The 26148-nt window shown below is 64.4% G+C and carries 21 protein-coding genes; 14 read left to right on the top strand and 7 right to left on the bottom strand.

What is annotated here, in order from left to right; translation table 11 throughout:
* Nucleotides 1-4 precede the first annotated feature (4 nt).
* From AAFG50_RS24185 to AAFG50_RS24175, 3 genes are all read left to right on the top strand, one after another.
* The gene (locus tag AAFG50_RS24185) at nt 5-1549 is read left to right on the top strand and encodes a GMC family oxidoreductase N-terminal domain-containing protein (protein ID WP_028171612.1); all 1545 of its coding nucleotides are present in this window, start codon (nt 5-7) and stop codon (nt 1547-1549) included.
* A gap of 1008 nt (nt 1550-2557) precedes the next feature.
* The gene (locus AAFG50_RS24180) at nt 2558-3106 is read left to right on the top strand and encodes a 2'-5' RNA ligase family protein (protein ID WP_028171613.1); all 549 of its coding nucleotides are present in this window, start codon (nt 2558-2560) and stop codon (nt 3104-3106) included.
* A gap of 156 nt (nt 3107-3262) precedes the next feature.
* Nucleotides 3263-3520, top strand: coding sequence for a hypothetical protein (locus AAFG50_RS24175; protein WP_028171614.1), 258 nt, complete (start codon nt 3263-3265; stop codon nt 3518-3520).
* A 128-nt stretch (nt 3521-3648) separates the two neighbouring features.
* On the opposite strand, the gene AAFG50_RS24170 is transcribed toward AAFG50_RS24175, so the two are convergent.
* Entirely contained in the window at nt 3649-4470 is an 822-nt protein-coding gene (locus AAFG50_RS24170) for an alpha/beta fold hydrolase (RefSeq protein WP_049832399.1), read from the bottom strand.
* Nucleotides 4471-4798: 328 nt separating this feature from the next.
* Between AAFG50_RS24170 and AAFG50_RS24165 the strand changes: the two genes are divergently transcribed.
* Nucleotides 4799-5440: a hypothetical protein gene (locus AAFG50_RS24165; RefSeq protein WP_028171616.1), complete on the top strand. Its 642-nt coding sequence runs from the start codon at nt 4799-4801 to the stop codon at nt 5438-5440.
* 199 nt (nt 5441-5639) lie between these two features.
* Entirely contained in the window at nt 5640-6710 is a 1071-nt protein-coding gene (locus tag AAFG50_RS24160; RefSeq protein WP_074076892.1) for a c-type cytochrome, read from the top strand.
* A gap of 25 nt (nt 6711-6735) precedes the next feature.
* Here the strand turns inward: AAFG50_RS24160 and chrA are convergent, their stop codons facing one another.
* Both chrA and AAFG50_RS24150 read right to left on the bottom strand, forming a co-directional pair.
* Nucleotides 6736-8121 carry a chromate efflux transporter gene (gene chrA / locus AAFG50_RS24155; RefSeq protein WP_028171618.1) on the bottom strand — a complete coding sequence of 462 codons (1386 nt, stop codon included), beginning with the start codon at nt 8119-8121 and terminating at the stop codon, nt 6736-6738.
* A complete protein-coding gene (locus AAFG50_RS24150; RefSeq protein WP_028171619.1) occupies nt 8121-8939 on the bottom strand; it encodes a chromate resistance protein ChrB domain-containing protein in 819 nt (272 codons plus the stop codon). The genes chrA and AAFG50_RS24150 overlap by 1 nt, the downstream gene beginning before the upstream one ends.
* Nucleotides 8940-9145: 206 nt before the next feature.
* Between AAFG50_RS24150 and dmeF the strand changes: the two genes are divergently transcribed.
* The 3 genes from dmeF to AAFG50_RS24135 all read left to right on the top strand — a co-directional run bounded on the left by dmeF (nt 9146) and on the right by AAFG50_RS24135 (nt 11430).
* On the top strand, nt 9146-10105 hold the full coding sequence (gene dmeF / locus AAFG50_RS24145; protein ID WP_028171620.1) for a CDF family Co(II)/Ni(II) efflux transporter DmeF: 960 nt from the start codon (nt 9146-9148) through the stop codon (nt 10103-10105).
* Nucleotides 10106-10192: 87 nt separating this feature from the next.
* The gene (locus tag AAFG50_RS24140) at nt 10193-11023 is read left to right on the top strand and encodes an N-acyl homoserine lactonase family protein (RefSeq protein ID WP_011087810.1); all 831 of its coding nucleotides are present in this window, start codon (nt 10193-10195) and stop codon (nt 11021-11023) included.
* A 50-nt stretch (nt 11024-11073) separates the two neighbouring features.
* Nucleotides 11074-11430 carry an EamA family transporter gene (locus AAFG50_RS24135; RefSeq protein WP_231166497.1) on the top strand — a complete coding sequence of 119 codons (357 nt, stop codon included), beginning with the start codon at nt 11074-11076 and terminating at the stop codon, nt 11428-11430.
* On the opposite strand, the gene AAFG50_RS24130 is transcribed toward AAFG50_RS24135, so the two are convergent.
* Complete coding sequence (locus AAFG50_RS24130; protein ID WP_028171621.1) at nt 11427-11618, bottom strand: hypothetical protein; 192 nt, start codon at nt 11616-11618, stop codon at nt 11427-11429. The two genes, AAFG50_RS24135 and AAFG50_RS24130, sit on opposite strands and share 4 nt — an antisense overlap.
* Nucleotides 11619-11649: 31 nt before the next feature.
* Nucleotides 11650-12807, bottom strand: a complete 1158-nt coding sequence (locus AAFG50_RS24125; protein ID WP_028171622.1) for an MFS transporter — start codon at nt 12805-12807, stop codon at nt 11650-11652.
* A gap of 175 nt (nt 12808-12982) precedes the next feature.
* Between AAFG50_RS24125 and AAFG50_RS24120 the strand changes: the two genes are divergently transcribed.
* Entirely contained in the window at nt 12983-14242 is a 1260-nt protein-coding gene (locus AAFG50_RS24120; RefSeq protein ID WP_028171623.1) for an adenylate/guanylate cyclase domain-containing protein, read from the top strand.
* Nucleotides 14243-14325: 83 nt separating this feature from the next.
* Here the strand turns inward: AAFG50_RS24120 and AAFG50_RS24115 are convergent, their stop codons facing one another.
* Nucleotides 14326-15570 carry an MFS transporter gene (locus AAFG50_RS24115; protein WP_028171624.1) on the bottom strand — a complete coding sequence of 415 codons (1245 nt, stop codon included), beginning with the start codon at nt 15568-15570 and terminating at the stop codon, nt 14326-14328.
* A gap of 170 nt (nt 15571-15740) precedes the next feature.
* Between AAFG50_RS24115 and AAFG50_RS24110 the strand changes: the two genes are divergently transcribed.
* The 5 genes from AAFG50_RS24110 to AAFG50_RS24090 all read left to right on the top strand — a co-directional run bounded on the left by AAFG50_RS24110 (nt 15741) and on the right by AAFG50_RS24090 (nt 25295).
* Entirely contained in the window at nt 15741-17093 is a 1353-nt protein-coding gene (locus tag AAFG50_RS24110; RefSeq protein WP_011087805.1) for an Nramp family divalent metal transporter, read from the top strand.
* A gap of 628 nt (nt 17094-17721) precedes the next feature.
* Nucleotides 17722-20745 carry an adenylate/guanylate cyclase domain-containing protein gene (locus tag AAFG50_RS24105; RefSeq protein ID WP_231166496.1) on the top strand — a complete coding sequence of 1008 codons (3024 nt, stop codon included), beginning with the start codon at nt 17722-17724 and terminating at the stop codon, nt 20743-20745.
* On the top strand, nt 20742-22028 hold the full coding sequence (locus AAFG50_RS24100) for a hypothetical protein (protein ID WP_011087803.1): 1287 nt from the start codon (nt 20742-20744) through the stop codon (nt 22026-22028). The genes AAFG50_RS24105 and AAFG50_RS24100 overlap by 4 nt, the downstream gene beginning before the upstream one ends.
* A gap of 19 nt (nt 22029-22047) precedes the next feature.
* A complete protein-coding gene (locus tag AAFG50_RS24095; RefSeq protein ID WP_028171626.1) occupies nt 22048-23859 on the top strand; it encodes a hypothetical protein in 1812 nt (603 codons plus the stop codon).
* Nucleotides 23856-25295 (top strand): Dyp-type peroxidase domain-containing protein, encoded by a 1440-nt coding sequence (locus AAFG50_RS24090; protein WP_231166495.1) that lies wholly within the window; start codon nt 23856-23858, stop codon nt 25293-25295. Before AAFG50_RS24095 ends, AAFG50_RS24090 begins: the two co-directional genes overlap by 4 nt.
* Before the next feature lie 20 nt (nt 25296-25315).
* Here the strand turns inward: AAFG50_RS24090 and AAFG50_RS24085 are convergent, their stop codons facing one another.
* On the bottom strand, nt 25316-26092 hold the full coding sequence (locus AAFG50_RS24085) for an arginyltransferase (RefSeq protein WP_011087800.1): 777 nt from the start codon (nt 26090-26092) through the stop codon (nt 25316-25318).
* Nucleotides 26093-26148 lie beyond the last annotated feature (56 nt).

Here is a 26148-nt window from a genome sequence, read left to right as displayed (position 1 = left end):
CGCGATGTACGATGTCATTGTTGTCGGCGGCGGCTCCGCCGGCGCCGCTGTTGCGGCGCGGCTCTCCGAGGATCCCGCAAGGCGCGTGCTGCTGCTCGAAGCGGGTCTCGACTGGCGCGCTGATGAAGCGCCGTGGGAAGTGAAGACGCCCAATCCGATCCCGATCATCCACAAGCGCGAGTACCAGGAAAAATGGCAGTGGCCTGATCTGCTGACGCGCCGCGTGGCGGGGCAGGAGCCGCGCTTCTATTGGCGCGGCAAGGGGCTGGGCGGCTCGTCGATGATGAACGGCCAGATCGCGATCCGCGGCGTTGCTGACGCCTTCGACGAATGGGCGGCCAATGGCTGCACCGGCTGGTCGGCGAAAGAGGTGATGCCGCTGTTCTCGGTGATCGAGGACGACATGGAATTCGGCCACACCGAGGGACATGGACGCGGCGGCCCGCTGCCAGTCTATCGCGCGCCACCTGAGAAATGGGGCCCGATCGATCGCGGCTTGCGCGATGCGGCGCTGGCGAGCGGCTATCCCTGGTGCGCCGACGTCAACGGCCCGGACGGCGAGGGCGTTGCTTGCTATCCCATCAACAGCCGCGACGGCCGCCGCATCACCACCAATGAGGGCTATCTCGAGCCCGCGCGCGGCCGTGCCAATCTGGAAATTCGCGGTCACGCGCTGGTCGATCGTGTGCTGATCAGTGACGGCCGCGCGACCGGCGTCCGCGTCCACATCGAGGGGCAGGGCACGAGCGACATCGGTGCGCGCCAGATCGTGCTGTGCGCCGGCGCGATCCACAGTCCGGCGATCCTGCTGCGCTCGGGCATCGGCCCGGCCGAAGAGTTGAAGGCGATGGGGATTGCGGTCGAGCGCGATCTGCCGGTCGGTCGCCACTTCTTCGACCACCCGCTGTTTCGCGCCACGATCCAGCTCCGCGAAAATCTCCGGCCGACCGATCCGGACACCCGCCACACCAATTGCTGCGTGACCTATTCCTCGGGCCTCGCCAACGGCGGCAAGCGCGACATGATCCTGATCGCGTTCAACCACCGCGGCATCGGCGTGCCCGGGGCGATCGGCGCCGGGCTGTTCAACGCCTATTCTCGCGGAACGCTCAAGCTCGCCTCGACCGACCCCAGTATCGATCCCGTTGTCGAGGAGAACATGCTGGCCGATCCCCGGGACATGCTGCGCATGATGGATGCGGTGAAGCGGCTCGCGGTGATTACGTCCCAGCCGGCGCTTTCCGGCATCGCCGACTGGATCCGGTTGACCGACACGGATCTGACCTTGCCGCAAGCCGCGGCCTTGCCGGATCACGAACTCGACGCGCTGCTGCGTCGTGAGACCGGCGACATCCAGCACGCTGCCGGCAGCTGCCGCATGAGCGGCGTCAACGACGCCGATGGCGTCGTCAACCCTGATGGCACGGTGAAGGGCATCGCGGGCTTGCGCGTCGCCGATGCATCGATCATGCCGTCGGACTGCCGGGCCAACACCCACTTCACGACGGTGGTGATCGGGGAAGCGATCGCGCAGATGATGATGCGGTAGTTGTCACAATACAGGTGTCATGCCCCGCGAAGGCGGGGCATCCAGTACTCCGAGGCACCAGTGGGTTCGCACAATGTCCGCCGCGGAGTACTGGATCGCCCGCCTTCGCGGGCGATGACAGTGAGAGTGGGGCTAGACTTGCCGTCGTGCCAATACACGTTTCAAACAGCGGGCGAGCGTTCGCCTTCTCGCGGCGGATATCACCCGAGTTTTGCTTCTCGCGCGCCCTCGTAGAGACAAGGGCGCAGGGAAGGCCGGGCGCCGGCTGGCACCCGCAAGTCCGTGCGCCACAAAAAATGCACACGGGGTGGACTACAGGTCTCGCCGGATCGCCCGGCCTTCCCTGCGCGAATGGTTTTAACGGTGTCCTTCGTGCTCTCCCCGGGGAGCGATGCACTATTGCCCCCGTCGCCTCACGGATGGCTGATGCGCGCGTCCGGTCGGACCGCAACATCACCGCAAGACTTGACGCACAGACCCCGGGCGTCAGGACCACACGACTTCTCCGTCCGCGCACGTCTTCGCTGGGAATCCGAGAGGTGGCGTGTGCTCGCTCCCGAAGCCATGCGAAGACGCTGTCAGCGCCGGGTCGTATGCGCAAGAGCCATTGCTCACGGTGTCCCGCCCTGCAATGCCAATCGCGCCCGACGCCGTCGCGTCCATCGCTGCCCGGCCTGCGGTTCGTGACGATCGCGATCCGCCCCTTGTCTCAGGCCAGGGTGTTTCGCATGTACGACAAATCCGAATTTCGGTAAAGTGGAATATTTTCGGGCCGGGGCTTGACACGTCGTGAGGTCGCGCGGCGCGGCTGTATTGCCCGACAGGCAATCGTCGATGGGGGCGTAGGTGACGAGCTTTCGGCCAGAGGGCGTGTGATCATCAAAGCCAGCTTCTGGAGGCTAAGCGGAAGTCGGCCCGCCTCGTCATCATCGACGGCTTGCGATCCGTTGCGGATCTTCGAGGGGCGGTCCAAGATGACGGACTTCACCGGCTTGAGCAGGGCGTTCGATGGCAGTCGCAATCAATATACGAGCCGATAACGATTCCGCGGACGAGATCGAACAGCTATGGGACCAAGTTGCTGCGTTGGAGGACGGGCCGTCGATGCGCACTCTGGCGTACCGACCACATCTGACATTCGCGATCTATGATGCGCCCGAGATTGACGAAGAGACGGCGTGGAAAGCAATGCTGTCTGCAAGCGCAGGCGAAACACAATTGCCCGTCACATTCAGGCGATTGAGGTGGTTCGCGGGCCCGCCACTTGTATTGTGGGCTGAGCCCGAACCGAGCGAGACCCTCAGAAGGTGGCACGCTTCAATCAGCGCTGCCATCGACCCGGCCCAATGTCGGCCACATTATCGGCCCGGTGCGTGGACGCCCCATTGCACACTTGGCACACGCATCGCCGATAGAAACAGCAAAGACGCCATTGCGTTTGCGCAGTCGTTCGACCGGCGCATTCAAGTCAATTTCGACGTCGTGGATTGCGTCGTGTTTCCACCTGTGCGGGTCGTTGCGCAGCGGGAACTGCCGAAGGGGCGTTCCGTTGCGTAGCGATGCTGATCCACCCGCGAAGTTGCTTCCTGCTGCTTACAGGTCTGCTCAACGGAGGCTAGCAGCCGGGATTGCTCAGGTCGAATGTTTCGCATTCTGACCGATAGCGGTTCTACGGCCAGCATTTAGATTTAGACCGAAGAGGGAGCCGACAGGATGGCGGTCTATTTCTGGGTCTTTGGTGTAGCGGTCTTCGCCGGGCTTGAGATTTATCTTGGAATGCACGCCCTGCGAAACTTAGCTCCCGGCGTTGAACGCAAAGACATAACGTTCTTCCGTAAATTTTCGGGGCAGGTGGACAAGAACTTCTTCAACGATGAGGGACAAAAATACCGCGCGTGGATGATGAGAAATGAAGTGGCACACGGTCTTTGGATTTTTGCAATAGGACCGTTTGCAATCTCAGTCAGATGAGTAAGGCCACCGCTGTTTTTCCGCGCGTTATTCCGCTCCTGGCCCTTAGCGGAGCCTTCGCGATACAGTGCTCTACGGCAGCTTTTGACCCAAGGCGGACATACTGCATATCGCCGAGACGTGGGGACTCACGCGGCTTGCAGTATCAACTCGCTCACGCGCTCTGGTGCATCGAGCATGGCCATGTGCCCCACGTCCGGCAGTTCGAATGTGGCCCAAGACTTGTCGCTCTTGCAGTCTGCCAGAGCCTTGTCGAAAGCCGGCTGTGGAAATCTAGGGAGGCGGATGTATGTTTTCTTTGCTACCTTTTGAAGCGCCCCGGAAACCTTGACCTGCTGGAGATAGGTGCCGACTGGATGCGGAGTAGCTTTAGCTTCGGCGAATGCTCGATCGGGTTCGGCAACAATTGCGGCGGTCGTAATCTTGGTTAATCCACGAACGCCTGCCTCGCCCTTGTCCATGGTCGTTTGAATGGCTTTGCGAACGCCCTCGGCTGCGAAGTCCGCCACCCTTTGTCCGTCGACCGGAATGTAAGCATCAAGCCATACAACCGATGAGACTTTATCGCCGATGGTTTCGAGTGCGCCCGAGCATACGAAGCCTGCATAGGACCATGCCACGAGACAGACGTTCTCGAGACTTTCCCATTTAATCAGGTTGACGACGTCGGCGATGTGAGTGTCCAGATTGACATCCTTACTCAGCAAATGCGAGCGGTCGGCCAAACCTGTGAGTGACTCAGCGAACACCTTGTGGCCGCCCTGTTCGAGCCGGTCAGTGACCCGGCGCCATATCCAGCCGCCGCAAAAGGCCCCGCTGACAAAGACGAAGGTCTTTCGCGCCGATTGGGCGCGGGCGGCACCGATCACGCCGGAGGCCGCTGCTGCCGCGAGACTGCCGGCTGCAGCACTGCGAAGCACGCGGCGGCGGGTAATTCCGCTATTTGTCATGACAAAATCCTTTGTTTAAGGAGGATCGGGACTGAAGCGGATTGCAACCTGGAGGATATCTGCGCGTCGGTTCGCGGCCAAGGTCTGTAATTGGCCCTTAGCCGAAGGTCGATTGAGCACGTGTCATGTCGGCTGTCAGGGGCAAACCGGACGCCGATCGAACTTGGCATCCACCGCTGCTTTTGATCCGAAGCGGACTCGCTTGTTTTCTACCGGCAAATCGACGAGCCGACTTGTTGCAAGCTCTTTCGTAGGCAGAGAGTTGCCTGATACCATCCACAACGCGTTGGGCTGTCTGGATGCGATAAGAAAACTCCGGGGTCGCCGCATGAAAGACGTCGAAATCGTTTCGGAAGACCAATGGCACGCTGATTGGCGGCAGGAACGCCGGTTGACGCTGCTGTTTGAACCGTCGATCAAGGAGGATGCCTGGTGTGGACCGCTCGTCGAAGAGTTCTGGTTGCCCCATTGGCAGAATCGGCTCGATTTCGTCACACAGGCCGCTGATTTCTGTGCTGACGAAGACGAGTATAAATTGAGGGACCTGGACAATATCGTAATCCAGCGACGTGGGGGGAATGCCGAGTTGGAAGGCAGCGCCTTCGATCTCCGCGAGCTCAACGAGGCCCGAGAGCTTGGACTGCAGCACTATTCGAGCCATACCCCGGTCTTCGCCGATATCCGCCTCACCGCAATCACATTCGATCATCTCAGGGAACAGTTGCAAGCCGCTGTAATCGACAAACCCGAAGCGGATCGCGTGCTCTTGGCGTGCGGTTTCATGGCCGGCGACGTAGCCATTCCGCGTCCGCGGCCCGTCAAGCCACATCAGAAGCTTTCCAACACGATCTCTATCGCCCGGAAGACGCCGCGCATCTGGTTCGAAATCGCTCGCGCCTGTGAGACGAAATCGCGCTGGGTTCCGCTTGAAATGAAAACCCTCGGACGCTGGATGGCGATTGAGCGGTAAGGAGCGCTTGAGCGGTCCACGAAACCACCCGCCTCGGATGATCCGAAACGGGTCGGAGAGGCAGGTCCGCTGTTGGCCCTTAGCGACCCTTCGAGGCGCCCCGTGTCGAAGTCTGCTTTTGATCCAGACCGGACCAGGCACCCAAATCCCCAATTGACGCCAGCTTACCCCGGCCCTTGAATGCTTCCCGGAACGCCTGATGGAGGAACGCCTGCCCGCAGACTTCTGCGGCACTGCCTCGCGAGCGGCCGATCTTCACGCTGTCGGCTTCGAAGGTCCAGGTCCGCCGATGCGCATGGAGGTCTTGGCCATGAGGATTTCTTCAGCGCTTTTCGCCCTTTCGCTGACGTCGCTTGCTTCAGCGGGTGCGCCTGCACAAAGCCAGGACGGCCCGCCCGCATGGGCCTATCCGGTAAACCCGCCGAATTTCCAACGCGCCCCCGACGACGGCACGATCCGGCGAGTCCCCGACAGCGCCGCCGGTTTTACGCTCACGCAACTGCGCGATCTGTTCGCCGCGCCCGACTGGCATCCGGAAGACCATCCGGCGATGCCTGAGATCGTCGCAAAGGGGAGAACGCCTGACGTGTTCGCGTGCGGCGTCTGCCACCGGGCAGACGGACCGGGCGGCCCTGAGAATGCCAGCCTGTTTGGCTTCTCCGCGGAATACATCATCCAGCAAACGGTGGAGTTCAAGTCGGGCCTGCGCAAGAATTCGGTGCCCCGCGTCGCCACCGACCTGATGATCAAGACGTCCAAGGCCATCACCGATCAGGAGCTCAAGGAGGCTGCGAACTATTTTGCGTCAATCAAGCCGAGATCCAACATTGCGGTCGTAGAGACCGAGACCGTGCCGAAGACACATGTCAGGGACTTGTTCCTGGCGCCGATGGACGGCGGCGAGAAAGAGTCCATCGGCCAGCGCATCATCGAGATTCCGGAAAACGTGGAACACTTTCTCAGCCGGGACTCGCGCGCTCGTTTCATCGCCTATGTCCCGGTTGGCAGCATTGAGAAAGGGCGGGCGTTGGCGGCGAGCAGCGACCTCCGCGTCCAGTGCGCCGCCTGTCATGGTGCCGACCTCAAAGGGACTGCCGTGGCGCCAGGGATTGCGGCCCGTTCGCCCACGTACATGTTCCGTCAGCTTTACGACTTCAAGTCGGGCGCGCGGAAGGGCGCCAATAGCGACGTCATGAAACCGGCTGTTGAAAACCTCGGCATCGACGACATGATCGCGCTGGTCGCCTACACGGCGTCGCTCATGCCTTGACGTTTCCAGGCTGCTCGTACACGCCCTAGATCACCCCCACCAGCCGCAGCGCCACGCCTGCGGCGCAACTGCCCGCCAGCACCGTGAGCATGCCGAGCTTGAAGCGGAAGATCGCGGTTGCGGCTGCGACCGACAGCACGAGCGCTGGAATGTCGACGCTGGTCAGCACCGGCATGTCGAAGTTCAGCGGGAAGGCGTGCACCGGTACGGTCTCGCGGAACAGCGTGTGCAGCGCGAACCAGATCGAGAGGTTGAGGATCACGCCGACGACGGCGGCAGTGATCGCGCCGAGCGCGCCGGCAAGGCCGGTGTTGCCGCGCAGGCGCTCGATATAGGGGGCGCCGACGAAGATCCAGAGGAAGCAGGGCGTGAAGGTGACCCAGGTCGCGAGCAGGCCGCCGAGCGTTGCCGCCAGCATCGGCGACAGGCCGCTTGGATCGCGATAGGCCGCCATGAAGCCCACGAACTGGAGCACCATGATCAGCGGACCCGGCGTGGTCTCGGCCATGCCGAGGCCGTCGAGCATCTCGTGCGGCTTCAGCCAGTGATAGTGCTCGACCGCCTGCTGGGCGACATAGGCCAGCACCGCATAGGCGCCGCCGAAGGTGACCAGCGCCATCTTCGAGAAGAACAGGGCGATCTGGCTGAAGACGTTGGCCTGGCCGAGCGCGGCGAGCAGGGCAATTACCGGCACCAGCCACAGCGCAAGCCACAGCGCGCCCACGCGGATCGCGCGGCCGGTGTCGGGTTTGATGTGATCGGGCACGGCGTCGCCGAGCATGCTGTCGATCACGGCGCTGCTGCCGCGATGACCGTGACCGGCCGGAGCAAATTCCGGACGGCCCTGTCTGGCGCCGATATATCCGATCAGGCCGGCGGCGATGATGATGATCGGGAAGGGGACTGCGAAGAAGAAGATCGCGACGAAGGCGATAGCCGCGAGCGCGATCATGATGCGGTTCTTCAGCGCGCGCTTGCCGACGCGCACCACGGCCTCGACGACGACGGCGAGCACGGCGGCCTTCAGGCCGAAGAACAGCGCCTCGACGAAGCTGACATTGCCGAAAGCCGCGTAGATGTAGCTGAGGGCCATGATGGCGATGATGCCGGGCAGGATGAAGAGCCCGCCCGCCATCAGCCCGCCGGCGGTGCGATGCATCAGCCAGCCGACATAGGTCGCAAGCTGCTGCGCCTCCGGCCCCGGCAGCAGCATGCAGTAGTTCAGCGCATGCAGGAAGCGTCCTTCGGAGATCCACTTCTTTTCTTCGACCAGGATGCGGTGCATCACCGCGATCTGGCCCGCGGGCCCGCCAAAGCTCAGGCAGGCGACGCGCAGCCAGACGCGGAAAGCTTCATTGAAGCTGATGCCGTGACCGGCATCAGCTCCTGATTGAACGTTACGGGTATCCATTACGCCTTCACTTTGTTGGTCGGCCAGTTGTGGGTCTCAGCCGTGGCGTCGCGGCACCAGCGGTAAAAGGCGTCGTAGAGCAGCAAGCCGGCCTCGAGCTGTTCGAGGTCGTCGTCATACATCCGCGACAGCCCGAGCGACGCCGCGAGCAGTCCGGGGGCCTCCGGCGCCAGATCAGGCCGCGCGGTGTCGGCGCCGCGCACCAGCGTTGCGAGCCGGAGCAGGGCCGGGGTGGCAATCCCGAACTCCTCGATCATGACGTCGAAGGTGCAGAGCTCGCCGCGGTGGCTCCAGAACACGTTCTCGATGTCGAACGGGGCTGCATTGAACCGCTCGCCGACCGCGACCACTTCGGACGGCGCCACATACAGGAACACCGCGTTGGGATCGACGAAGCGGCGGATCAGCCAGGGGCAGGCGATACGGTCGACCTTCGGCCGCGCCCGGGTCACCCAGACGGTGCGTCCCTTGGCGTCGCGGGGCGGCAGCTTGCGGGTGTCGAGGAGCGGCAGCTTGGCCTCCTTCCAGCCCTCGAAACCGCCGTCGAGCGTCTCGGCCTGAACGCCAAGCTGGCGGAGCCAGGCCGCGGTGCCCTGCGCAAGCTTGGCGCCGCGCAGGCAGGAGACGATGACGGAGCGGCCCGCGAAGGCGGCGCCCCAGTCGGGAACGTTCTCGTGGCTGAGCCTGATGGAGCCGGGGATCAGCCGCCGGTCGGCGGCAAAGTCCTCCTCGGTGCGCACGTCGATCAGGACAGGAGCGTTGGCCGTGCCGATCAGGCGCGCCAATTTATCGGATGATATGGTCGTGAATGTAGACATGATGCGTCCTCGCATAAACCAAACGGGACGCGATACTTGGGCATGTCGCCTCGTGGGGAGATCGCTCAAATCCCCATGAGCCGCATTACAACGAAACCGCGCCAAGCTGTCAACCGCCGGTTTTGCCGCTAATGAGCGTTAGAAAGATGTGCTGCCGGGGCCTATATTGGCCCCTTGCGGATTCTGTTTTCCGGAGAGTTGAGCCGATGCATTCCCATTCCATCGAGCAATGGACCCATGACCACGCTTTCCTGGGCGAGAAGCACGACGAGAACGAGCGGCGCACCTGGCTCGTGGTGGTCCTGACGCTGGTCATGATGGTCGGCGAGATCGTCGCCGGCTCGCTGTTCGGCTCGATGGCGCTGCTCGCCGACGGCTGGCACATGGGCACGCACGCAGCCGCGCTCGGCATTGCCGCGTTCGCCTACCGCTTCGCGCGCCGGCACCTGGGCAATGCGCATTTCACCTTCGGCACCGGCAAGTTCGGCGATCTCGCCGCCTTCTCCAGCGCGATCATCCTCGGGCTGATCGCGGTCGAGATCGCCTATGAGAGCGTGCTGCGGCTCTTCACGCCGGTGCCGATCGTCTATGGCGAGGCGATCGCGGTGGCGGCGCTCGGTCTTTGCGTCAACCTCGCCAGCGCGTGGCTGCTGCGCGGCAGCCACGATCATCACCATCACGGCCATGACCACGGCCATGCGCATGATGAACACGACGATCATGACCATCACCACCATCGTCATCACGACAACAATCTCCGCGCCGCCTATGTCCACGTCATGGCGGATGCCGCGACCTCGTTACTCGCGATCGGCGCGCTCGCGGTGGCGATGTATTCGGGATGGGTCTGGGCCGATCCGGCCGTCGGCCTGATCGGCAGCGTCGTGATCGCGAGCTGGGCGTTCGGCCTGATCAAGAGCTCTGGCGCGGTGCTGCTCGACGTGCGCGCCGACGAGAAGCTGGAGCGGGTGATCCGGGCACGCATGGAGGTCGGCGAGGATCGCGTCACCGACCTGCATCTCTGGCAGGTCGGCCCCGGCCATTGTGCCGTGCTGGTGTCCGTGGTGTCGGACAAGCCGAAGCAGCCGGCCGTCTACAAGAAGCGGCTCGCCGGGCTGAAGGGCCTCAGCCACGTCACGGTCGAGGTCGAGACCTGCCCGCACTGACGTGATCCGCGGGGCCGGAATTCTGCGGCGCGGCCGGGGTTGATCCTCCGTCGTAGCTTCCCAAACGCTTCCCAAGGAGGACCAAGGATGACGTCCAGGATCAAGCTTGCTTTTGCCGCCGCCGCTCTCGCCTTGTTCAGTCATGCAGCGATGGCGCAATCGGAAAAGCCCGGCGTCGAAAGGCTCTACGTCCTCAATTGCGGCGAGGGAACCGCCGGCGACATCTCGCGCTGGACGCCCGGTCTGAACGAAGGCAAGTCGATGGACTTCGTCGACAGCTGCTATCTCGTCAAGCATGCCAAGGGCTGGTTCCTGTGGGACACCGGCATCGCCGATTCCGTCGCCGCCATGCCCAATGGGCTGGTGCCCGCCGATCCCAAGGCCGTGACCTGGCGGCGGCCGAAGACGCTTGCCGCCCAGCTCGAACAGCTCGGCGTCAAGCCCGACGACGTCAAGGCGATGGCCGTCTCGCACACCCACCCCGACCACTCCGGCAATGTCGAGCTGTTCCCGCAGGCCGTCCTCTACGTGCAGAAGGCCGAATATGACTGGCCCGGCGCCAACAACGAGCCGCGCTTCAAGCCTTCGCATCCCGTCGAGCAGCTCGCGGGCGACAAGGACGTGTTCGGTGACGGCAGCGTGACCATCCTGTCGACGCCTGGCCATACGCCGGGACACCAGTCGCTGCTGGTGAAGTTGCCGAAGACCGGTGCGGTGATCCTGTCCGGCGATGCCGTGCACTTTAGGGATAATTGGGATAACCGCCGCGTGCCCAGCATGAACGTCAACAAGGACCAGAGCGCGGCCTCGATGCAGAAGATCGCCGATACGCTCTCCAGGGAGAAGGCGCAGCTCTGGATCAATCACGACAAGGCCCAGCGCGACAGCCAGAAGATGGCTCCGGAGTTCTACGACTAGCTTCTCCTACCCGCTTGTTGCCACACTACAACGTGTTGTCGCGCCCGCTGATGCAGCGATCGAGCGCGCTCGGCTTTCTCACGGTCGGCATGGGCGCGGGCGCCGTCGTGCTGGTGCTGGCGGGGCTCGTGAAAGGCAGCTTTGCGGCGCTCGATCACTTCACGACGGCGCAGTGGATCGCCGGCATCTATCTCGGTGCCGGCGGCGGCGCGCTCGCCTTCATCCTCTGGGTCATGGCGCGGGCGACGCCGACCCGGGTCGCCAATACCATGACGGTCAATCCGATCGCCGCGACCTTGCTGGCAGCGCTGCTGATCGGCGGGCCGATCACGGCAAATCTCCTGGTCGGGCTGCTCGCCGTCTTCGCCGGAATCTGGATTGCGACCAGCGAGGCGAAGCCGGCCTAGCTGTGTGGCGCAGTCGCTGCGGGCGGACTTGCCTCCGGCGTCTTCTTCGGCTTCAGCGTGCCGGCATAGAACGACAGCAGCCACACCAGCATGACGGCAAGGAGATAGACGACCCAGGCCTGCGGCGGCGTGGTCGCCCAGCGCAGGAGGCCCTTGAATGTGCGGGGCGGGCTGTTGTCTTCGGTCATGGCCCGCTTGTGCGCGAAAGCGGCGGTGCGGTCAATCGGGCCGGCGCTCGGCGCGGATCAGGAACAGCGCCGCCAGCGCCGAGAGGCTCAGCGCGGAGGAGACGATCAGCACCTTGGCGCCCATGACGTCGATGAGCAGGCCGAACGCCAGTGGCGCCACCGCCTGTGCCATCCGCGCCGGCGCGCCGATGATGCCGAGGCGGTAGCCGAAATCCTTCGGCCCGAAGATCGACAGCGGCAGCGTGCCGCGGGCGATCGTCAGGATGCCGTTGCCCGAGCCGTGGAGCAACGCGAACGCGCTCGCCGCGGCGCCGCCGAAGATGGCGACGACGGCAGCTCCAATCGGATGGGTCACGCAGGCGAGCCGGGTCGACCACAGCGGATGAAAGCGGCTCAGAACGCTCGCTTCGAGGATGCGCGCGAGCACTTGCGCCGGACCGATCAGCGCGCCGGCCGCGATCGCCTCGACATGGGTCGCGCCGGTTGCCTCCACGATGCGCGGGAAATGCACCGCCATCGCGCCGGTGACGGTCCAGGCCGCGGCGAAGACGAAGGCGAGCAGGATCATGGTGCGGTCGAGCGGCACATGCGGCTTCGCGGCCGTCGCCGCCGCCTGCTTGGCGCCCTTGATCGCCGGCAGCATGAAGAAGTTGAGGGGCAGGCCGATCAGGATGTTGGCGGCGGCCCAGGCAAAGCAGGTCTCGCGCCAGCCGATATGGGCGAGGCCCCAGGCGGTGAGCGGCCAGCCGACGGTGGAGGCGAAGCCCGCCATCAGCGTGATGCCGGTGATGGGCCTGCGCGCCTCGGTGCCGTAGATGCGGCCGAGCGCGGCGAAGGCGGCGTCATAGAGCCCCATCGCCATGCCGATGCCGAGCACGAGCCAGGCGACCGCCATCACCAGAACGGATTGCGACAACCCAAGGAGCACGAGGCCGGCGGCAATGGTCAGGTTCGAGGCCGACAGCACCTGCTGGCCGCCGACGAGATCGATCTGCCGCCCGATCCGCGGGCCGAGCATCGCGGAGATCACCAGCGAGGCCGAGAACGCGCCGAAGATCCAGTTGGAGGAGACGCCAAGGTCGTGCGCCATGGGATCGGCGAGCAGGGCCGGCAGATAGTAGCTGGAAGCCCAGGCCAGGGTCTGCGTGGTGCCGAGCGCCAGGATGATCGGGAGCTGGCGCTGGCTCATCCGCGCGTGCTTCCGATTCTGGCCGACAAAGTCATCATCGCCGGCATTTGCCGCCGGCGCAGCGAGTGCGTCAACCGCGATCGCGGCATATTCGACCTGCAGGGGACGGGAGCCTTGTACGGCTCGCGCGAGGCTTGCGCCTTCCACTCGTCACGAATGCACGGCATAATGGCGCATGCAATTGACCTCGCGCCTCGCGCTGATGAACTGGCTGACCGGCCAGGGGCTCACGGGCCTGCCCGAAAACGAACTGCTCCGCGGCTTCTGCGAGCGCTGCCGCGCCGAGGGCCTGGAACTCTCGCGCGCCCTCGTCGTCATCGACACGCTGCATCCGATCTATGAGGGCCGCGGTTTCCGCTGGAGCGACCGGGCGAGCAACGAGAGCGACGCGTTCGAATACGGCTCGACCGCCGAGGGCGACGCGGCCCAGCACTGGCGCCGCTCGGTGTTCTTCCACATGCTCGAGCACGGCCACGACGAGATGGTGATCGATCTCGCCGACGCGCCGTCGCTGGATTTTTCGCAGATCGGCGAACTCGCCGAGAAGGGCCATAAGCATTATCTCGCCTTCGTGCACCGCTTCGGCGAGAACGGCGCGCTCGGCCTGATGGATTGCCTCTATTCCTGCTGGACCACGCGCCGCGACAGCGGCTTCAGCGAAGCCGAGTTGGAGTCCCTGCGCGATCTCGTGCCGGTGCTGGGGCTCGCGATCAAGTCGGCGCAGCAGGTCGATATCGCGCGCACGCTCGGGCGCGTCTATCTCGGCCGCGGCGCCTCCGAGCAGGTGCTGGGCGGCCGCATCTCGCGCGGCGTCACCGAGCGCATCAAGGCAGTGCTGTGGTACTCGGATTTGCGCGGCTCGACCGGGATCAGCGAGAGCATCGGTCCCGACGAGATCATCCCGTTTCTCAACGACTATGCGCAGGCCGTGATCGATGCGATCCACGATGCCGGCGGCGACGTGCTGAAGCTGATCGGTGACGGTGTGCTCGCGATGTTCATCGGCGAGGACATGGCGCATGCGCGACGTGCTGCGCTCCGCGCCGAGCATCTGTTCCGCCAGAACGTCGCAGCGCTGAACAAGCGGCGGGAGGCGGACGGCCGTCCCACCACGTCGGCTTATATCGGGCTGCATGTCGGCGAGGTCTTCTACGGCAATATCGGCAGCGAGGATCGGCTCGATTTCACGGTGGTGGGTCCGACGGTGAACGAGGTCAGCCGCATCGCCTCGATGAGCCGCTCGGTCGATCGCGAGCTGTTGGCGTCGGCGGAGTTCTACAAGGGGCTCGATGCCGCCGGCCGCCGCTATCTCGTCTCCACCGGCCGCTACGCGCTGCGCGGCATCGGCCGCGCGCAGGACCTCTACACGCTCGATCCGGAGGTTGACGCCAGCGAGCCGGTGACGGGGAGCTATGAGCGGTATCTGGCGAGTTAGGCATCACTCCTCGCCTACGTCGTCCTGGCGAAAGCCAGGACGACGAGGAGGATGCTGCGCCACTTTCCGCAATCGCGACGCAGCTAACACCTCACCGCCACTTCGTCCCCCACCATGTCCGGCTGCCGGTCGAGTGACGCGGCCGGTGACAGCAGGATCACGAGCGCCTGCATGCCGAACACCGCCGCCGCGAGATAAAGGCACGCCTCCGCGCTCCAGAGCCCGCCGACGATTGCCCCCAGCGCCGAGCCGAGCGGGCGGGCGCCGTAGCTCATGATGTTGATGGCGGAGACGCGGCCGAGCAGGCGCGGCGGCGTCACGGACTGGCGCAGAGTGGTGGTCGAGATCACCCACAGGATCGGCCCGACGCCGAGCAGAAAGAAGCTTAAGGCCGCAAGCCAGGGCGAGGGGACCAGCACCGTCAGCGCCATCACCAAAGAGGCGGCGAAGCCGGTGACCGGGCCGAGGCCGACAACCGTGCCGAAGGCGACGCGCTGCATCACGCGCGTCGCGAGCAGCGCGCCGATCACCATGCCGACGCCGTACATCGTCAGCACCGTGCCGACGCCGGCGGCGGTCAGCCCGAGATGGCGCACGGCATAAGGCACGAACACGGCGATCTGCAAGAACCAGCCGGTGTTGAAGATGAACTGGGTGATGAAGACCGGCCGGAGCAGTGGATGGTGAAACACGAAGGCTGCGCCTTCGCGGATGTCCTGGAACGGATGGCGCCGCGGCGCCGGCGTGCGGGCGGGCTCGTAGATGCCGGAGAGCAGCACCACGGCAATGGCCGAGAGCGCCGCGGCAAAGCCGAAAGCCAGGCTCGCGCCCCACCAGCCGACCAGCGCGCCACCAAGCGCAGGCCCGCTGGCAAAGGCGATGGTGCGCGCGAGCTCGATCCGGGCATTGGCGGCTGGCAACAGGTCCGAGCTCACCAGCGAGGGCACCAGGGCCGGTGCGGCCACGCTGTAGACGACGGTGCCGCACACGGCAGCGAAGCCGAGCAGGGCCAGCAGCGGCAGATTGAGGGCGCCGAGCGCGAGCAGCAGCACGATCGCCGCGAGGGCTGCGGCCCGCAGCGCCTCGGCGCCCGCCATCAGCGCGCGGCGGGAGATGCGGTCGGCGAGCAGGCCGGCCGGGATGGCGAAGAGCACGAACGGAAGTGTCAGCGCCATCTGCAATAGACCGGTCTGGCCTTCAGCGACCCCGAGCGTCAGCACGGCGACGATGGGGGCTGCGGCCAGCGCGATCTGCTCGGCCGATTGCGCCGCGAGATTGGACCAGGCGAGGCGGCTGAAGGTGTCGGGGAGGCGAGGCGGATTTGACATGGCTCATTTCCTGCAGAGTCGGATTGGCGCCAGTATCCGCGCCCGAGACCGGCCAAACCCACCCGCTTCCCGACAGGCCCGGGGCAAAACAGGTCCGTGCCGGGAACCGATGCGGCCAGATGCAGTTGCAAATGAGTTGCAATAAGCTTCGACTTCGGTATTCTGATCACATGGATGCCCGATCGCCCGATTTAACCACCGACGCCGCCGGCTGGCGCACCGACGTGCCGACCACAAAAAGCCTGGCCGAGGTGAATGCCTCCGTCGCCCTCCCCACGGCGGGGGTGTGGTGGCGGCGGCTGCTCGCCTTCGTCGGTCCGGGCTATCTCGTCTCGGTCGGCTACATGGATCCCGGCAACTGGGCGACCGACCTCGCTGGCGGATCGAAGTTCGGCTACACGCTGCTCTCGGTCATCCTGCTCTCCAACCTTATGGCGATCCTGCTCCAGTCGCTGGCGGCGCGGCTCGGCATCGTCACGGACCGCGACCTCGCGCAGGCCTGCCGCGCGACCTATTCGCCGGCGGTGAACTTCCTGCTCTGGCTCGCCTGCGAGGCGGCGATCATCGCCTGCGATCTCGCCGAGGTCATCGGCACGGCGATCGCGCTCAAGCTCCTGTTCGGCATCCCCCTGATCGGCGGCGCGCTGATCGCCGCGCTCGATGCCTTCCTGCTGCTGCTATTGATGAACCGCGGCTTCCGTTTCCTGGAAGCCTTCGTCATCGCGCTGCTCGCGGTGATCGCGGTTTGCTTCGCGGTCCAGATCGTGGCCGCGGCGCCGCCGGTCGCGGAGGTCCTGCATGGCTTCATGCCGAAGAGCGAGATCTTCACCAATCCGGAGATGCTCTACATCGCGATCGGTATCATCGGTGCCACCGTGATGCCGCATAATCTCTATCTGCACTCCTCGATCGTGCAGACGCGCGCCTATGAGCGCAACGAGACCGGCCGGCGCGAGGCGATCAAATGGGCGACGACGGACTCGACCATCGCCCTGATGCTGGCGCTGTTCATCAACGCCGCGATCCTCGTGGTCGCCGCGGCAACCTTCCACAAGAGCGGCCATTCCGATGTCGCCGAGATCGGCCAGGCTTTCGAGCTCTTGTCACCGCTGCTCGGCCTCGGTATCGCCTCGACGCTGTTTGCCATCGCGCTGCTGGCCTCGGGCCTCAACTCGACGGTGACCGCGACACTTGCCGGCCAGATCGTGATGGAGGGTTTTCTCGATCTGCGCCTGCCAAGCTGGGCGCGCCGCCTGCTCACGCGCGGCATCGCGATCATTCCGGTGATCATCGTCACGGCGATCTACGGCGAGCGCGGCACGGCCGATCTCTTGGTGTTCAGTCAGGTCGTGCTGTCGATGCAGCTGCCCTTCGCCGTCATCCCGCTGGTCCGCTTCGTCTCCGATCGCCGCAAGATGGGCAAGTTCGCGATTTCCCCGTACGTCGCTGCGATCGCGTGGATCGTCGCGGGCGTCATCGTGGTTTTGAATCTGAAGCTGCTGGCGGATACGCTGTTGGGGTGAGCCGAGGCGGCCGCTTGCTCCGCCTGGCCACAACAGCCGCGCCCGGTGGCATTTTGGGCTAGCGGCCTGATTTTCCCAAGAGCACGAAAGGGCGGATGGGCACACGCCTGAACCTCGATTTTGTGAACTGCCTCACTTTTCAATTTATGCGGGGCGCGTATACTGCCCACCAATTGCTACTAGGACGAGTGTTGTAGGGCGTAGTGTCATGTTGTTTGTTTCAGGATTGATTTTACTCCCCGCGGGATGATCGGCGGCCCGCGCCGGATAAAGTGCGCCGACCGCATTTTCTCCGGATACATCTATCGGTTCTGCGCGAGCCCGGTCGGCACGCGAATGGTTGGTTAGATTCATTGCTTTGATTGACGGCTTGTTTTTTCGCTGCGCGGGTTCACGTCCGGGAGGGGACGATGATCAGGCCAGGAAGCATCGGTTGTTTCGGTAAATTCATTGATGAATGGGGGCTGCCGTGACCAGGTGTCCCACGTGTTCAACGCGTGTTGCCCGCGAAGATCGGTTCTGCTCGCAATGCGGCGCGGATCTCAAGCGTCGCGTGGTGGAGCCCGGTACCCAGGATCGGGGCGCACAGGTCGTCCAGCTGCGTGATCATCCGCCGTTACGATCAAAGATGCTGACCGAGAATAAGCACGTCAGCGTGCTTTTCGCCGATGTCTGCGACTCGACCGCATTGCTGCAGCATTCCGACCCCGAAGAAGCCCGCAACTACCTCGGCAAGGCGCTGAACCAACTGGCCGAGGCGGTCGAGACCTATGGCGGCACGGTCAGCCAGTTGCTCGGCGATGGGCTCGTCGCCTTGTTCGGTGCGCCCCTGGCGCAGGAGGATCACGCCTTACGTGCGTGCCTTGCCGCCCTCAAGATGCAGAGAGCAACCGTTCCCGGCCATGATGTGCAAGGCGTTGCAAGTCCGACGCTGCGCATCGGCATCAATTCGGGAGAGGTGCTGGTCGGGGTTGTCGGACAATACGATTGGTCGCACTACGGAGCAGATGGCAAGACGATTCACCTTGCGTCCCGGCTCGAAAAGATGGCACCGCCCGGCGGCATTCTGGTCAGTGCCGCGACGCAGCGGCTTGTCGCCCAGCAGATCGAGACGCGGTCGGTAGGGACCCGGCAAATACGGGGATTGGACGAGCCGATCGAACTCCACGAGGTCGTGGTCGAGACCGAAAGTTCGGCAGCGGCGCCGCTGACGCGCAAGCAACGCTGGGCGCCTCTGGTCGGACGCGAAGATTCCTTACGGATTCTGGCAGGGGACCTTGAGGTCGTCCGAAAGGGTGGAATGCGAACGATCGGGCTGTGCGGCGATGCCGGGATCGGAAAGTCCCGCTTGGTTGCCGACTGGACGGCCGCCCTCGCAAGCGAGGGCATGGACGTCTGCGTTTCGCAGGCGAGAGGCTATGCAAGCACGCGCGCCTACAGCGCCGCCGCGGACCTGATCGCGAGCCTGGTTGGGCTGGTGCAAATGAACGTGACGGACGTACGGCAGTCCGCCAGGCAGGCCTTGATCGAGGGATGGCCAGCCGAGGGCGCCGAACATCTCGCGGCGGCCAGCGACCTGTTGGGGCTGGCGGCGCCCGATCAGGCCTGGCTGGCGCTGAACCCGGTACAACGACGGCGCCGCATTGGCGAAGCACTGCTGTGGCTGGTGCGCAGGCGCGCGCGGTCTGGCCCGTTCGTGCTGGTGCTCGAGGACGTTTTCCTGGCCGATCGCGAGAGCCGGAGGTTGTTCGAGGCCTTGCTTCCGAAGCTTCAGGAGCTGCCGGTTCTGGTCTGCGTTAGCTATCGGCCCGATTTCGAGCACCAGTGGCGGCAGGCGCCGTGGTTCGTAGAGCGCATGATCGAGCCTCTACACGACGGCCAGATGCTCAGGCTCGCGCGTGCCCTGCTGGGGGACGATCCATCCGTGCTCGGCGTCATGAACGAGCTGGTCGCCCGCGCCGACGGTAATCCCTTCTTCCTCGAGCAACTGGTCATCACCCTCATCGATGACGGATCGCTCGAGGGAACGCCGGGAGCGTACCGCCTCCAGAGGCCTCTCGGAGAGCTGCGCGTGCCGGGCTCGATCGCCGCGGTCATCGGCGCGCGGACCGACAGGCTGCCCGAAGCCGCCAAGTCTGCGCTCGAGGCTGCGGCCGTTCTTGGCGATCCCATCACGCGCGACCTGATCGCCACGATGCAGGCGGTGGACATCGCGCGCGCCGAAGAATTGCTCGCTCTTTGCGTCGCGTCCGGCCTCCTGTCGTGTCCGGAGCAGACGAGCCTATCGCTCGAGTCGCAGGCGTTCGCGTTCCGCCACGCGCTGGTGCGCGACGTCGTGCTCGGGGTGCTTACGCGCAGCAGGCTCAAGGCGCTGCATCGACAGGCCTTCCTGGCGCTCCACGCGCAGCCGGGAGCCGCGGATGCCGATGCCGCGCCGGTGTTGGCGCATCATTCCTTCAAAGGCGAGGAATGGGAGCAGGCGGCGAAGTTCGCCATCAAGTCGATGGCACGAGCCATCTCGCATTCGGCCAATCAGGAGGCCCTCCAATTGTTCGAGAAGGGGATCCAGGCTGCACGGCGTGTCGACGGCGCCCCGACTGCGCAAGCCCTGGAGCTTGCGCTTCGTCTGGAAGCCATCGGGGCAATGATGGCCCTTGGGCAGATCGACGACATCTTCAGCAACATGGAAAGGGCTGAAGCCATTGCCGTGCAACTGAACGATCAGCGCGCACGGGCGGCGGTTTCGACCGAGACAGCGGTGTTTCTGTGGATGCGCGGTCGTTTCGAGCAAGGCTTGCGCTACGCCTCGCAGGGCCTGGAAGCGGCCCGCCTTGCACAGCGTCGCCACATGACGATGGCGGCGCATCAGACGCGCCTGATGCATCTGCATGCCCTCGGGCGATACGCGGAAGCGGCCATCGAAGGCAACGTCCTGCTGTCCGAATACGGCCCGGAACTGTCGGCGCACTACGTTCAGCCCGGATGGGCCGCCATTCCCATCATCAACCTGTATGCGTTTCACGCCAGCACGCTCTGGCGCCTCGGGGACAGCGAAGCCGGTAGCGCCTTCTGCGCCAAGGCCTACGAGATCTTGTCGAACATCGACCACCCATACTCCCGTCTGCTGATCGATACCGTCCAATCGCAGATGTGGATCGAGAACGACGAGCTCGACCGGGCGGAACGCATGATGCGCATGGACCTGCAGCAGTGCCGGACGCACAACGTGCCGACCATGCTTTCCGTTTGCATGGGCGTTCTCGGCAGCGCGCTTGCACGCAACGGCAAGGCTGCCGAAGCGGTGCCCATGCTGGAGAGAGGGTTCGCCGATCGCATCTACGAGGCGGCCGGCCCCTACGGCCGGACGTTCATGCGTGTGAGCCTCGGTGTCGCCTATCGCAAGCTCCGACGGCTGGACGATGCGATCGCGGTCGGACGCAAGGCGGTCGAGCAGGCCGCTGAAGAATACGGGCACCAGACCGAAGCTCTGTACGAGCTCGCTGAAACGTTGCGGCACGCTGGCGATCAGGCCGGGGCCGAAGCGCATTTCAAGCGAGTCGCCCTGGCGGCGGAACGCCTGGGCATGCCCCACTATCAAAGGCGGGCCGCAGCGGCCCTCGCGGATTGGCGGAAGGATGGGCATGCAGCATGAAACTCTCCACTTATGAACCCGACGCCTTGCAGCCGGGAGCACGCAGTCTCTCCTATGGTGTCTTTTGCTGGCTCAACCGCCACATCACCGTCTTGCGTGCGCTCGGCGCACTGCTGCGGCGCTGGCCCTCGGTGGGGGGCTTGTTCGGCATGGTGGCGCGCGCCAGTGCCGTCAAGGACGTGCTGACGCGCACGCGCAGCTTTTCCAACACGGCGCATGCGGCCAACATGGTCTCCGGAGACTATCTCATCGGGATGGATCCCGGCCCGACCTATTCGGCCGATCGGGATCTCGTCCATGCGCGGTTGGCGGCTCTGGACGTTCCAGCCGATTCCGATGCCGAGGCACAGCGCCGGATCAAGGACCTGAGCAAGCCCGGAGCGGCCGAATTCGATCTGATCGATGATTACCTGATGTGGGTCGTATTCCACGCCATGAGACCCCTGTTTGGAGATGCGATAGGCGCCGTGGTTGCGGGGTCGGCGACCAACGCTGCGCAAGGCGATGTCGATGAAGGCTTGCAACGACAGTACATGCTTGAGATCCGATACGTCGCGGGGCAGCTGCTGGCCGGCAACCTGGCGACACTCGACCTCCGGCGGCGGGCGGAATCGTGTGGGGATGCGCTACAGGCGCGCATCGATCGCGTCACCGGCCCCATCGGCGCTGCGTGGGGCGTCAAAAGCTCCTCCGAGGACATTGAACGAAACGCGGTAGGCCTTGCCTGGATCTCACATCCGGTCACCGTCCAGTCGGGAGCCCTTGTCATGCAAGAGCTGCTGGGACGCCAAAAGGTCTATGAACAGCTGCGATCGCGGGCCAGGGCTCTCGGCGAGTCCCGCGTCTGGACCGACCCCGATTTTCGCAAGGCCGTGCGCAACCATGTACTCGAGCTCATGCGCTTCCGGCCGATTTTTCCGCTGCTGGCGCGCGACGTGCCGCGGGATACGGAAATGGAGACGGGCGCGCGAAGCAACGCTGGATGTCCGGGCGGCGGCAAGGTCTCGCTGTTGTCGATCGCTGCCCTGTTCGATCCCAGCGCGGTGCCCCAAAGCGGTCGCTTCTGCCCGAACCGCGATTGGGGCAGCGAAGATGCCTTGCGGTATCTCATGTTCGGCTATGGCTACCGCCAATGTCCCGCCCGGGACTACGCGGTGGATATCCTGACAAGCGCGCTGATCGGCTTGCTCACCTTGCCCCGGCTGCAACTGGCGCGCGGTGAAGGCAAGGCCATTGCGTATGACGGACCGCTGATGTTGTGCATGCGCATGCGTATCACCTGAGCACGCGGAGAAGACAGCCATGCTCGAGATTGTCCGGCAGCAGATGATCTGCATCGTTGCGCCCGGCTGGCCCGGCGGAGGCGGTCTCCCGCAATCACTCCAGGATGCGCTGGACAGCCTCTTGCGCGATGTCGCGGTGGTTCACTTCGCTTCGATCGGGCTCCTGCCGGCGGTGGCCGATGCCGCGGAGCAAAGGCCCTCGCTGATGCTCGAGCTTGCGGTCGAGGAGGGCCTGCGCCCGTACGACCTGCTGTATCGCCTCATCCACCATCCCGGCGGCGCGATGTGGTCGCTGTTCGGCGCCATGGTCGCTCCCGGCGTTGCGGTCCCCACGGCGCAGCACGAGCAGCAATTGCTGGACAAGCTGATGCAGTGGCACAGCATCGCCGATGGCGCCTTCGTCGGCGCCCGCGACCGGTCGGTCCGGCAGATCAAGATGGAGCAGGACCTGCTCGAGCGCACGCGAGCCGAGGCGCGGACGCTGAAATCCAAATACGGCAATGATCGCACTGCGTTCGCGCTGGCGCTGGCGCGATGGGCATACGCAGACCCACGCTTCGAGTGGGCGGCCACGCCTGCACCGCGTTCCTACTGGCGCGGGAAGGGGGCCGGCATCGGCGCGAAGCTCGCCTATCCGGTAGCGGCGATCGTCCTGTGGTTTGTCGCGCTCTGGCTCATCTCGGCACTTCCGCGCGCCTACAATTGGTTCTTCGGCGAACCGGGTCCCATCGTGCAGGCCGTGGAGGACGCTGTCAGCAAGACGAGCAAATGTCTGCTGGCGATAAGTGGACACGGTTTGCTGGCGTTCGCGGTGATTGCATTTCTCGTGTGGCTGTTCCTGGTCCCGCTGCCTGCGCAATTCGTGTCATGGAGGCGCTGGTTGAACAGCGTTCAGCAAGAGCTCGACCGGCCGACTGAGACGTTCTCATCGCTGTCGACCTATGTCGGTGGCTGGGTCATCGGCGTGCCGCTGCTGCTGGCCATAGCCGCGTGCGCCATAGCCTACACTTTCGCGCCGCTGGCCTATGCGCTCGCTCCGGACTATATGGCGCGTATCGTCGAACCAAAGATACCAAAGCTGACCGGATTGGAGATCATCGGGATCGCCGTCGCTGTGATCGCCGTGGTGCTTTGCATCGGTGCGCTGTTCTATTGGCTCAATCGCCGCTTCACGAAGCTGAGCGAGCAGTTCTTCCATCCGCTCGAAGACGACGTTCCGCGTGCCCAGCAGATCCATCCGTCGGTCGAGAGATGCGAGGCGGAGCTGGTCCGCAAGACCCAGCACATGTTCAGCCTTACGGATGTGCGTCGTCCGAACGGGTGGAGCGCGTGGTGCATCCGGACGGCCCTGCGTATCGTGACATTCGCCGGACGGGTGTTTTTCACGCAAGGGTGGCTCGGAAATGCGCCGGGCATCCATTTCGGTCACTGGCACATCATCGACAACGGTCGCCGCTTTCTGTTCTGCTCGAACTATGACGGCAATTTCGGCGGCTATCTCGACGATTTCATCAACGGTGCTTCTACCGGAACCACGCTGGCCTGGCGCTGGACGGAGCTCAGTCCACGCGCGCCGGCGGTGGACGGTCAGCCTGGCATTGCCGCGCCGCGCAGCTTCCCGCCGACGCGCTTTGTCATCTTCCGTGGTGTGAAGTGCGAGCTGAAATTCAAGTCCTACGCGCGCGACAGCATGCTCCCGCACATCTACCATTTCGACGCGTGCAACAGGACGATCGAGCAGATCAATCTTGCGACCGGACTGCGCGACGCCCTGTTCGGCGAGCGCAACGAGAAGAACGACGACCTGATCATGAGGGCGATCGAGACATGAAGCACGCACCGCTTCTCTCCGAGCAAAGCGACGACATCCAGGGCATGCTGAAGAGCGGCTTCGGCTGGCTCAAGAGCAGCCGTTTCTGGTTGCTCACGATCCGCGAAGGCCGCGTGGATCAGGCCCGGGCCTGGCTCGCGAAACTCGTCGACAGCGGTTTGGTCGTCAGCGCCAAGCGTGTCGGGACGGGCAGGAAGAAACCGGAAGAGTCGATCAGCGAGGCCGTGGCGGTCGCCTTCAGTTTTTCAGGGCTGAAGAAGCTTGGCTGTACCGAGGCGGAAACGCATCCGTTTCCGACTGCTTTCAGCAGTGGCATGGGAAGCGCATTGCGCAAAGAGCTGTTGAGGGACGCTGGGCGTGATCAATGGCGCTGGTCGGATGTTGAAGACCCCGACGGCCGCCAAACCGTTCACATCCTCGTTGCGCAATGGTGGGTGCTCGACAAGAAATCGCGAATGGAGGATCCCGATCCGGATGCGTTCATCGTCAGGACCGTTGAAAACAATCCTTGCTCGTTCAAGAAAGAGGAAGATGGCAAACTGCGCGAGCCGTTCGGGTTCCGCGACGGCCTCGCTCAACCCGTGATCCGCGGCCTCAGGGAAGAGGGGGGTGCCGCGCTGAAGCAGGCCAAGCGCGATGCCGGGGACCTCTATGAGGATCGTGTCGTCGAGCCCGGAGAATTCATTCTTGGCTATCGCAACGAATATGACGAACTCACCTACTGTCCCAACGTGAAGGAGTGGCCGCAGTCCAGTGCCCGCTTCACGCTGAACGGAAGCTACCTGGCCGTGCGGCAGATCGCGCAGGATGTCGATGCGTTCGAGCAGTTCAAGACGGCTAATGGCCAGCACATCTGCGAAAAAATGATGGGGCGTCGGATGGACGGCATGCCGCTCGGATGGCAGGGACCTCTGGGGTCGGATTCGGCGGCGGACGCCTTCCGCTATCGAGTCCAGGACGCAAACGGCTTCGTTTGCCCCCAGGGAGCTCATGTCCGCCGGTCCAATCCGCGCGATTCCCTTGGCATCGATGTGCCATCGAGCATCAAATCATCCAAGCTGCACAGGTTGCTCCGCCGTGGACGGCCCTATCGTGAGACGACCGAAAGCGGCACGTCGTGCGATGGCTTGTTCTTTATCGCGTGCAATGCCGATCTCGAGCGCCAGTTCGAGTTCATCCACCAGCGCTGGGTGCAAAACCCCCGGTTCGGGACTCTTGAAGGCCAGGACGATCCTGTCGTGGGTTCGTCGCCTGTCCCGAAGACGTTCACCATTCCGGGATTGCCGAGCGGCAGCGAAGTGACGCTGGCCTCGTTCACGCAGGCGCTCGGAGGCGGTTACTTCTTCTTGCCGGGGATCGCGGCGCTTCAGTTCATCGCCGGAGGTCGCGCCGGTGCAAAGCCTGCCCCGTCGCGTCAGGTTGAAGCGGCCTCCTGAGAGGGAAGACGGCGGAGGGCTTAGTCCTGCGGCTCTGACGCCGCATCCCCTTGCGCGTCGATGCGCAGCCAGCCCGACGGAGCGAGGCGCTGCTGCGGCAGGAAGCGGGCCTTGTAGTCCATCTTCTTCGAGCCCTCGATCCAGTAGCCGAGATAGACATAGGGCAACCCTTGCCGACGGGCGCGGGCGATGTGGTCGAGGATCATGAAGGTGCCCATCGAGCGGCTGACCTGGCTCGGCTCGAAGAAGGAATAGACCATCGACAGGCCGTCGCTGAGCACGTCGGTGAGCGCAACCGCGATCAGCTCCTCGCCGCGGCCGGTGATACCGCTGTCGGGGCCGCGCTTGCGGTACTCGATGATGCGGGTCTCGACATGGCTGTCCTCGACCATCATGGCGTAGTCGAGCACGGTCATGTCGGCCATGCCGCCGTGGCGGTGGCGAGCGTCGAGATAGGCACGGAATACCGAATATTGCTCGGAGGTCGGGACCGCACTGCGCTGCTCGCCGATGATGTCGGCGTTACGCGCTATCACCTTGCGGAAGTTGCGGGACGGGCGGAACTCGTTGGCGATGACCCGGACCGACACGCAGGCGCGGCACTGGTCGCAGGCGGGCCGATAGGCGATCGACTGGCTGCGGCGGAAGCCGCCATGGGTCAGGAGGTCGTTGAGGTCGCCCGCGCGGTCACCCACGAGGTGCGTGAACACCTTGCGCTCATGCCGGCCCGGCAGATACGGGCAGGGAGAAGGCGCCGTAAGGTAAAATTGGGGGGTGTCGCGCGAGTGCTGGGTCAAGGGACGTCGTGGGCCTCCAAAACGGGTGTCAGCATCGCGCTACGGAAGCCCCCGGT

It is taken from the genome of Bradyrhizobium sp. B039, assembly GCF_038965675.1.
In the GTDB taxonomy this organism is placed as follows: domain Bacteria; phylum Pseudomonadota; class Alphaproteobacteria; order Rhizobiales; family Xanthobacteraceae; genus Bradyrhizobium; species Bradyrhizobium diazoefficiens.
The sequence above is the reverse complement of the archived record's forward strand: the minus strand, read 5'-3'. Positions and strand labels throughout refer to the sequence as shown.